At 68.3% G+C, this 8,045-nt stretch carries 6 protein-coding genes, 1 other RNA gene and 2 pseudogenes; 5 read left to right on the top strand and 4 right to left on the bottom strand.

The window, feature by feature from the left end; genetic code table 11:
* A pseudogene (locus AC5P9W_RS19830) lies at window positions 1-115 on the top strand (IS110 family transposase); the annotation flags it as partial.
* Window positions 116-178: 63 nt separating this feature from the next.
* Here the strand turns inward: AC5P9W_RS19830 and rnpB are convergent.
* Both rnpB and rsmI read right to left on the bottom strand, forming a co-directional pair.
* An RNA gene (gene rnpB / locus AC5P9W_RS19825) (RNase P RNA component class A) lies at window positions 179-529 on the bottom strand.
* A gap of 176 nt (window positions 530-705) precedes the next feature.
* Window positions 706-1,524, bottom strand: coding sequence for a 16S rRNA (cytidine(1402)-2'-O)-methyltransferase (gene rsmI, locus AC5P9W_RS19820; protein ID WP_019661063.1), 819 nt, complete (start codon window positions 1,522-1,524; stop codon window positions 706-708).
* An 81-nt stretch (window positions 1,525-1,605) separates the two neighbouring features.
* On the opposite strand from rsmI, the gene AC5P9W_RS19815 reads away from it, so the two are divergent.
* From AC5P9W_RS19815 to AC5P9W_RS19800, 4 genes are all read left to right on the top strand, one after another.
* On the top strand, window positions 1,606-3,327 hold the full coding sequence (locus AC5P9W_RS19815) for a penicillin-binding protein activator (RefSeq protein ID WP_019661062.1): 1,722 nt from the start codon (window positions 1,606-1,608) through the stop codon (window positions 3,325-3,327).
* Window positions 3,317-3,685 (top strand): YraN family protein, encoded by a 369-nt coding sequence (locus AC5P9W_RS19810; protein ID WP_031270824.1) that lies wholly within the window; start codon window positions 3,317-3,319, stop codon window positions 3,683-3,685. The genes AC5P9W_RS19815 and AC5P9W_RS19810 overlap by 11 nt, the downstream gene beginning before the upstream one ends.
* 85 nt (window positions 3,686-3,770) lie before the next feature.
* The gene (locus AC5P9W_RS19805) at window positions 3,771-4,352 is read left to right on the top strand and encodes a metal-dependent hydrolase (protein WP_021204563.1); all 582 of its coding nucleotides are present in this window, start codon (window positions 3,771-3,773) and stop codon (window positions 4,350-4,352) included.
* A complete protein-coding gene (locus AC5P9W_RS19800; protein ID WP_227852442.1) occupies window positions 4,349-5,734 on the top strand; it encodes an FAD-binding oxidoreductase in 1,386 nt (461 codons plus the stop codon). The genes AC5P9W_RS19805 and AC5P9W_RS19800 overlap by 4 nt, the downstream gene beginning before the upstream one ends.
* 100 nt (window positions 5,735-5,834) lie before the next feature.
* Here the strand turns inward: AC5P9W_RS19800 and AC5P9W_RS19795 are convergent, their stop codons facing one another.
* On the bottom strand, window positions 5,835-7,844 hold the full coding sequence (locus AC5P9W_RS19795) for an acyltransferase family protein (RefSeq protein WP_206621655.1): 2,010 nt from the start codon (window positions 7,842-7,844) through the stop codon (window positions 5,835-5,837).
* A gap of 87 nt (window positions 7,845-7,931) precedes the next feature.
* Window positions 7,932-8,045: pseudogene (locus tag AC5P9W_RS19790) on the bottom strand (IS110 family transposase); the annotation flags it as partial.

Genomic DNA, 8,045 nt, shown 5'->3' with positions numbered 1-8,045 from the left:
TTTCAACATCCTGGCCAGAAAGCTGGCCAGGATCGCTTGGGGCGTCTTCAAGAGCGGCCGGGACTTTGACCCGGCCATGCTGAAAGTGGGTCAAGCCTGCTTCCAGCAGGCTTGACCACGAACATAGGATCTCGGCTCTACTGTAGAGCCGAGCCATGCTCGGCCTACCGTAAGAAAGAGGCGGAGCCGGCCGATAAGCCGGGTTCTGTCGTGGACAGTCATTCCTCTAGGCGTTACGTCACCGCAACGCTCAAGCAACCTACCCGGATCCAACGCGGGCCGCGCCAAAGGATCCCTATTTGGTCTTGCTCCAGGTGGGGTTTGCCGTGCCGGTCTGTTGCCAGACTCGCGGTGCGCTCTTACCGCACCATTTCACCCTTACCGGCCTTCCGAAGAAGACGTAGGCGGTATCTTTCTGTTGCACTTTCCGTCGGCTTGCGCCGCCCAGGCGTTACCTGGCACCTTGCCCTATGGAGCCCGGACTTTCCTCGGCACCCCGAAGGGATGACGCGACTGTCTGGCCGACTCCGCCAGCGCGTATTCTAGCGTACGCACGCCCTTCCTGCCGTGCCGGTCGCGGCGTCCGGTTCATCCATGCACGCGTGGCGTGGATCTACCGATGCCGCTGCCCTGGTGGGTGCGGATTCCGCTCTGGTGGGTGCGGATTCCGCTCTGGTGGGTGCGGACCTTGGTCCGCACGATCCATCAACTGCCGTACAACGCCTTGCGCGGTGCGCCGGTCAGTTCCGCGGCCAGCTTTGCAGCGGTCGACGGCGGCAGATGCTCGCTCAGCTTGGCGTAGACGCGGCGGCCATGCGCCAGCTGCGCTTCCTCATCGTCGCCGGCGCCCTGCACCATCACCACGAACTCGCCCTTGCGCTGGTTCTCGTCAGCTTCCACCTTCGCCAACAGGCCGGCCAGGTCACCGTCGAGCACGGTCTCGAACAGCTTGGTCAGCTCGCGGGCCAGCACCGCCGGGCGCTCGCCGCCGAAGATCGCCGCCATGTCGGCCAGCGACTCGGCGATACGGTGCGAGGATTCGTAGAACACCATCGTGCGCACTTCGCCGGCCAGCGCCTGCAGGCGGTCGCGGCGGCCGCTGGCCTTGGCCGGCAGGAAACCCTCGAAGCTGAAACGGTCGCTGGGCAGGCCGGCCACGCTCAGCGCGGCGATGGCGGCGCAGGCACCGGGCACCGGGCTGACCTTGATACCCGCCGCGCGCGCGGCACGCACCAGGCGGAAACCGGGGTCGCTGACCAGCGGGGTACCGGCATCGCTGACCAGCGCCAGCGACTCGCCGGCCTGCAATCGCGAAACCAGGCGCTGCGCCAGGGCCTCTTCATTGTGTTCGTGCAGGGCCACCAACGGTTGCTGGATGCCGAAATGGGACAGCAGCTGGCCGCTGCGGCGGGTGTCTTCGGCACAGATGGCCGCCACCGAACGCAGCACCTCCTGCGCGCGCGGGCTCAGATCGGCCAGGTTGCCGATCGGGGTGGCGACGACGTACAGGGTTGGCACACTCATTTCAGCGGTACTCACGGGGCAAGGGTAGAATCGTAGCGTGTACCCGGCCAAGGCCGCTGCCCTCATCGCATGGACCCGATCATGAACAAGCCCGCCGCACGGATCTCCGCCCTGTCGTTGTCGCTGATGCTGCTGGCCGGCTGTGCCACCACCAGCCTGACCAGCGCGCCCGAATCGCCGGCCCAGAGCCAGGCGCTGGCGCTGATCGAACAAGGCAAACCGCGCGACGCCGCCCTGCAGCTGGAAGCGCTGGCCGCAACCCTGAAAGGTGGCGCCCGCAGCAACGCCCTGGCCGATGCCGCCTGGGCCTGGCACCTGGCCGGCGACAGTGCCCGCGCGCGCAGCCTGCTTGGCCAGCTCACCGCCCGCCAGCTGTCCGGCGCCAGCCTGCAGCGCTACCAGCTGACCGGCGCCGAGCTGGCACTGGCCGACAAGCAGCCGGCGCAGGCCCTGGCCCTGCTGAAGGAACAGGGCGACAACGTCTTCCCCGCGCTGCGCACGCGCTGGCACGTAGCCCGCGCCAACGCGCTGCAGGGCACCGGCGATGCCTTCGGTGCCGCCACCGAGCGCGCCCGCGCCCACGCCAGCCTGACCGGCAGCGCGCGCAGCGAGAACCAGGCCGCCATCGCCGGTCTGCTCGGTACGCTTGACGATGCCACCCTGCGCAGCCGTGCCGCTGCCCTGCCGGCCAACGACCCGCTGTACAACTTCGCCGGCCGCGCACTGATCGCGCGCGGCCTGCCGCTGCCGCGCCCGTTCGACCGCGATGGCGCCGCCCAGTTCGACACCAGCAAGCGCCCGCCGGCGATGAGCGACGGTTACCGCCCGCCGGCCAAGCTGGCCGTGCTGCTGCCGCTCAGCGGCCGCCTGGCCACCGCCGCGCAGCCGGTGCGTGATGGCCTGCTGGCCGCGTACTACGGCGAGACCCGCCGCCGCCCGGACATCAACTTCATCGACACCGCCGGTACCCCGGCCGGTGCGCTGGCCGCCTATGACAAGGCCGTCGCCTCCGGCGCCGACTTCGTGGTCGGCCCGCTGGGCCGCGACGAAGTGGATGCGGTCTATGGCCGCCAGCAGCTGCAGGTGCCGGTGCTGGCCCTGAACCGTGGCAAGGACGCGCCGCCGGCCGGCAGCGCCGGCTTCTCGCTGGCACCGGAAGACGACGGCATCGTCGCTGCCGAATATCTGCGCGGCCGCGAGCGCGGCAAGGCGTTGGTGATCAACAGCGCCGACGATACCGGCCGCCGTGCCGCCGCCGCCTTCGCCCAGCGCTTCGCCCAGCGTGGTGGCCAGGTGGTGGCTACCGTCGGCGTCAGCGACGCGGTTGGCGATGTCGGTGCGCAGGTGCGCAATGCCGGCCAGGTCGATGCCGTGTTCCTCGCCGTGCGCGCGCCGCAGGCCCGCCTGCTGGCGCCGCAGCTGGCGCTGGCCGGTGCCGGTGGCGCCACCCGCGTTGGCACTTCGCAGCTGACCGTCGGCAGCGGCAAGGTGGAAGAAGACGTGGCGCTGGACGGCATCGTCTACCCGAACGAAGCCTGGAACGTGCGCAGCGTGTCCGGCCTGCCCTCGGCCAGCCAGGTCGCCAGCACCCTGCCCAGCGCACGCGGTGCGGCCGGCCGCCTGTTCGCCTTCGGCGCCGATGCCTGGAAGATCACCGCCTACCTGGACAAGCTGTCCAACGAAGGCGGCCTGGACGGTGCCACCGGCACCCTGTTCCTGGACAGCAATGGCAACATCCTGCGCCAGCCGGCCTGGTCGACCTTCAATGGCGGCCGGCCGATGCCGATCGTCGGTGGTCGCTGAGCGCAGCCAACGTGGCTCGGCGGTGGAAGCCGCCGCCGAGCAGCATCTGCAACAGGCCGGACTGCGGCCGCGTGCGCGCAACGTGCGTTATCGCGGCGGTGAACTGGACCTGGTGATGGACGATGCCGGCACCGTGGTGTTCGTGGAAGTGCGCTATCGCGCGCGATCCGATTTCGGTGGCGGCGCGGCCTCGGTGGATGTGCGCAAGTGTCGGCGCCTGGCACATGCCGCATTGTTGTACCTGCAGGACAATCCCGCGCTGGCCGATGCGCCGTGCCGTTTCGATGTGGTGGAAGCCACCGGCGAGCCGCCGCAGCTGCACTGGCTGCGCGATGCGTTCCGATTGGATGACTCCTGATGGCTACTCTTTGCCGGCCAGCGGCCGGCACTACCCGTCGGACCTGCAGCCGGCCCACGGCCGGCACTACCATGGTACGTGACTGATGCCTTCGATCATCACCCATGCCGCTGTGCCGTTGGCGCTGTGGTGCGCCGCGGATCGTGGCCGCATTCCTGCGTGGTTGCTCGCTGCGGGTGTGGTCGCGGCGATGCTGCCCGATGCCGATGTACTGGCCTTTGCCCTGCACATTCCCTATGCCGATGCGTTCGGCCATCGCGGTGCCAGCCATTCGTTGTTGTTTGCCGGGGTGTTGGCGGTGCTGGCCGCGGTGTGGGCGTTCTTTGGTAGTCGCCGGCCTTGGTCGGCGGATGTGTGCCAACCAAGGTTGGCATCTACCGTACAAGCCGCTGTATTCGTCTTCGTCTGCGCCGCCAGCCATCCGCTGCTGGATGCGATGACCTCCGGCGGCCTCGGCGTCGCGCTGGCTTGGCCGTGGAGTGAACACCGCTTCTTCGCGCCGTGGCGCCCCATCCGCGTGTCACCGTTCGCGCCCCAGTTCTTCAGCGCGCGCGGCATCGCCACCCTGCTCTCTGAACTGCGCTGGGTGTGGCTGCCGCTGGCCGGCGCCGTTGTTGCATGGAAACTGATCCAACCCGCCCCTGCTGTCCCGCGAGATCCATCATGAGTACTGTCCTGCCCGCCGCGTTGGTTGCCGAACTGTCCGCCCTGCTGGGTGCCGATGGCTGGCGCATGGATGACAACGCGCTGGAGGCGAACGCACAGGACAACTCGTGGCGCCACCAGCGCCCTGCCGCCGTCGCGCTGCCCGCCAGCATCGAACAGGTGCAGGCGCTGGTGCGTGCCTGCCGTGCGCATGGCGTGGCACTGGTCGCGCGCGGCGCGGGCACCGGCACCACCGGCGCGGCCGTGCCGTTGCCGGGCAGCATCGTGCTGTCGTTCACCCGCATGGACCGCATCGTGGAGATCCGCGCCGGTGATCGCTGCGCGGTGGTGCAGCCGGGCGTGCTCAATGGAACCCTGCAGCAGGCGCTGGCCCCGCATGGCCTGTTCTGGGCGCCGGACCCGTCCAGCGCGGAGATCTGCAGCGTGGGTGGCAACCTGGCCTGCAATGCCGGTGGCCCACGCGCGGTGAAGTACGGCACCAGCCGCGACAACGTGCTGGGTCTGGTGGCGGTGACCGGCACCGGCGAGGTGATCCGCTGCGGTGGTGCCTACACCAAGGATTCCACCGGCTACGACCTCACCCACCTGCTGGTGGGCAGCGAAGGCACGCTGGCGCTGATCGTGGAAGCCACCCTCAAGCTCACCCCGCTGCCGGTCAGCCAGGCCGGACTGCGCGTGCTGTACCGCGACGCCGATGCGGCCGCCGCCGCAGTGTCACGGCTGATGTCGCAGCCGGTGGTACCCACGCGCCTGGAATTCATGGACGCCCGCAGCCTGGAGCTGCTGCGCCTCAACGGTGCTGAAGTACCCGAGGCCGGCGCGATGCTGCTGGTCGAAGCCGATGGTGACCACGACACCCTGCCCTATCTGCTGCAGGCACTGGCCAGCGCCGCTGAAGGCGACGGCATGATCGAACTGGACGTGGCGATGGAAGGCCGTGCACGCGACCAGCTGTGGGCCGCGCGCAAGGCACTGTCGCCGGCACTGCGCACCGTCGCGCCCGGCAAGATCAATGAAGACGTGGTGGTGCCGGTGTCGCGCATTCCAGAGCTTGTGGCTGGCGTGCAGGCATTGGCGCGTGACTACAGACTCACCATCGTCACCTTCGGCCATGCCGGCAACGGCAACCTGCACGTCAACATCCTCTACCATCCGGAGGATGCCGACGAAAACGCGCGCGCGCATGCCGCGCTGCCGAAGATCTTCGAGCTGACCCTGGCACTGGGCGGCACGCTGTCGGGCGAGCACGGCATCGGCCTGGCCAAGCGCGATTTCATGGCGCAGGCCTTCACCCCGGCTACCTTGGTGACGATGCGTGCGATCAAGGCCGCGCTGGACCCGGATGGGATTCTCAACCCGGGCAAGGTGCTGCCGCCGGTGTAGACCGCGCGCACTCCTGTAGCGGTGAGCCATGCCCGGCTCACCGCGCGCAGCGCGGACTTCCCGCCTGCGGAACGAAGAGCAGCCGAGCGTGGGCTCGGCTCTACAAAGGCTTGTCGTTCGCAATATCGATCAGGGTCTGCCGGAAACTGGGCAGCAGCACGCGATTACCGTGCCCACTCAGATGATCGTTGTCGAAGAACAACGGTCCGCCCTCTTCCACGGCCGAACAGGTCTGCGGCCCACACAGCAGCGGCAGTGGATCCCACACCGTCAGCGATGGATAGCGCGCTGCCAGTTCGGACAGCAACGCCATCTGCGGCGCTCGCAGCCTCTCCAGATCAGCGCGCGGCATGCTCAGGCCCCCGGCACAAGCCGGGTTGCGGCGGTTGAACCAGTCCGAACAGCGGTACGCACCGGCCTTGAACAACGGCAGTGGTGCATCCAAAACCACATGCACGCCCAGCTTCTGCAGACGTCCAAGAACACGATCAGCCTCATCACGCGCGGCCTGCGCATTGGTCGGGGTGCGCTCGGCAAGCAGTTGACGATAGATTTCCTGTGCATCCTGCCGCTGCCAGTCGAATCCACGCAGCTCCGGCATGCGCAATGCCGCCAGCAGCACGAAGTCACCGGGGCGCGCCTCGCGCTCGATGGTCGACAGCGCGTGCTCGATGAATGCCTGGCAGTCGGACGGGCTGGCCCGCAGCAGATTGACGAAGCTGCAGCCGCCACGATCATCCTGACGCACCTCCATGCCGGTCTGGCGCGCAACCATGCTGGTCATCGTGCGATAGGCCGCCGCATGCGAATCCCCCACCACGAACAGCCGCCGCCCTTCGAGCGCCGGCCCGCTCACCGGCTCCAGCGGACGCCATGCCGGGTAGCGCCGCGCCTGCCATGCATAGCCGTCACGGGTAACGCTCAGCGAGACCTGCTCGTGGTACTCCACGGTGGCCCAGGCACCCGCGCCACACAGCGCCACCACCGGCAACGCCATCGCCAGCACCTTGGCCGGTGCCAGCCCTGCACGGCGCAGCGGACGTTCGATGAAGTGGTAGGACGCGGCGGATACCGCCAGCAGCAGCACCGGGTACAGCCACAGTGCCGCTCCCTGCAGACCGTAGGTCCAGCGCAGCAGCACCAGCAACGGCCAATGCCACAGGTACAGCGAATAGGACAAGCGCCCCAGGTAGGCGAGCGGTGCGCAGCCCAGCGCGCGGGCGATGCGCGATGACCCCGCTGTCGACACGCTCGCCAACAGCAGCAGGGTACCGGCCACGGTGGCCAGCACGCCCGGCACCGGCATCGCCAGCTGCGGTGCGATCAGCGCACCTGCGGCCAGCAGCGCCAGACCGACCACTGCGACCATGTCAGCGTTCTGGCCCGGCGTGCGCGTGCGCATCCATTGGTACAGCAGCGCGCCTGCGGCCAGCTCCCAGAACCGCGCAGGCAGCAGATAGAACGCTGCCGCCGGTGCCGATTGCGCCTGCCAACCTGCCCACGCCAGCGACAGCGCGGTGAGCACCGGCAACAGCCAACGCGACCACGGCCAGCGCTCACGCCCGCGCAGCCAGACGAAGAACAGCAGCGGGAAGACCAGGTAGAACTGCTCCTCCACACCCAGCGTCCACGTGTGCAGGAACGGGTTGAGTTCGGCGCCGGGTGAGAAATAGTCGTCCTGCTGCCCAGCCAGCACGATGTTGCTGAAGCCGACCAGCGCGGCCCAGCCGGTCTGGTCGAACTGCTCGTTGCGCCACGCGCGGGGAATGAACAGCGCCGACAGCACGAAGGTGGCCATCAGCATTACCAGCAGCGCCGGCAACAGGCGCAGCACGCGTCGACGGTAGAAGTCGAGCAGCAGTGCGCCCAGTGATGCGTTGGCACGCGACGCCAGCGACTGGCTGATCACGAAGCCGGACACCACGAAGAACAGGTCCACACCGGTGAAGCCGCCGGGCAGCCATGCCGCATTGGTGTGGAACAGGATGACGGCCAGCACCGCCAATGCGCGCAGGCCGTCAATGGCCGCATTGTGGGAACGTTCGGGAGGGGACATGCGGGTGACCGGCAGCGAGCGATCCGGCAGCATCGCCACCGTTTGCGCAGTCATTCAATGGACGATCGCGACAGACGTGGACAACGTTCAGGTCCAGTCCCGGATCGGCGCGATTGTAGAGCCGAGATCCTATGTTCGTGGTCAAGCCTGCTGGAAGCAGGCTTGACCCACTTTCAGCATGGCCGGGTCAAAGTCCCGGCCGCTCTTGAAGACGCCCCAAGCGATCCTGGCCAGCTTTCTGGCCAGGATGTTGAA

This window comes from Stenotrophomonas sp. YJH_SMC_33 (assembly GCF_059372295.1).
The sequence above is the reverse complement of the archived record's forward strand: the minus strand, read 5'-3'. Positions and strand labels throughout refer to the sequence as shown.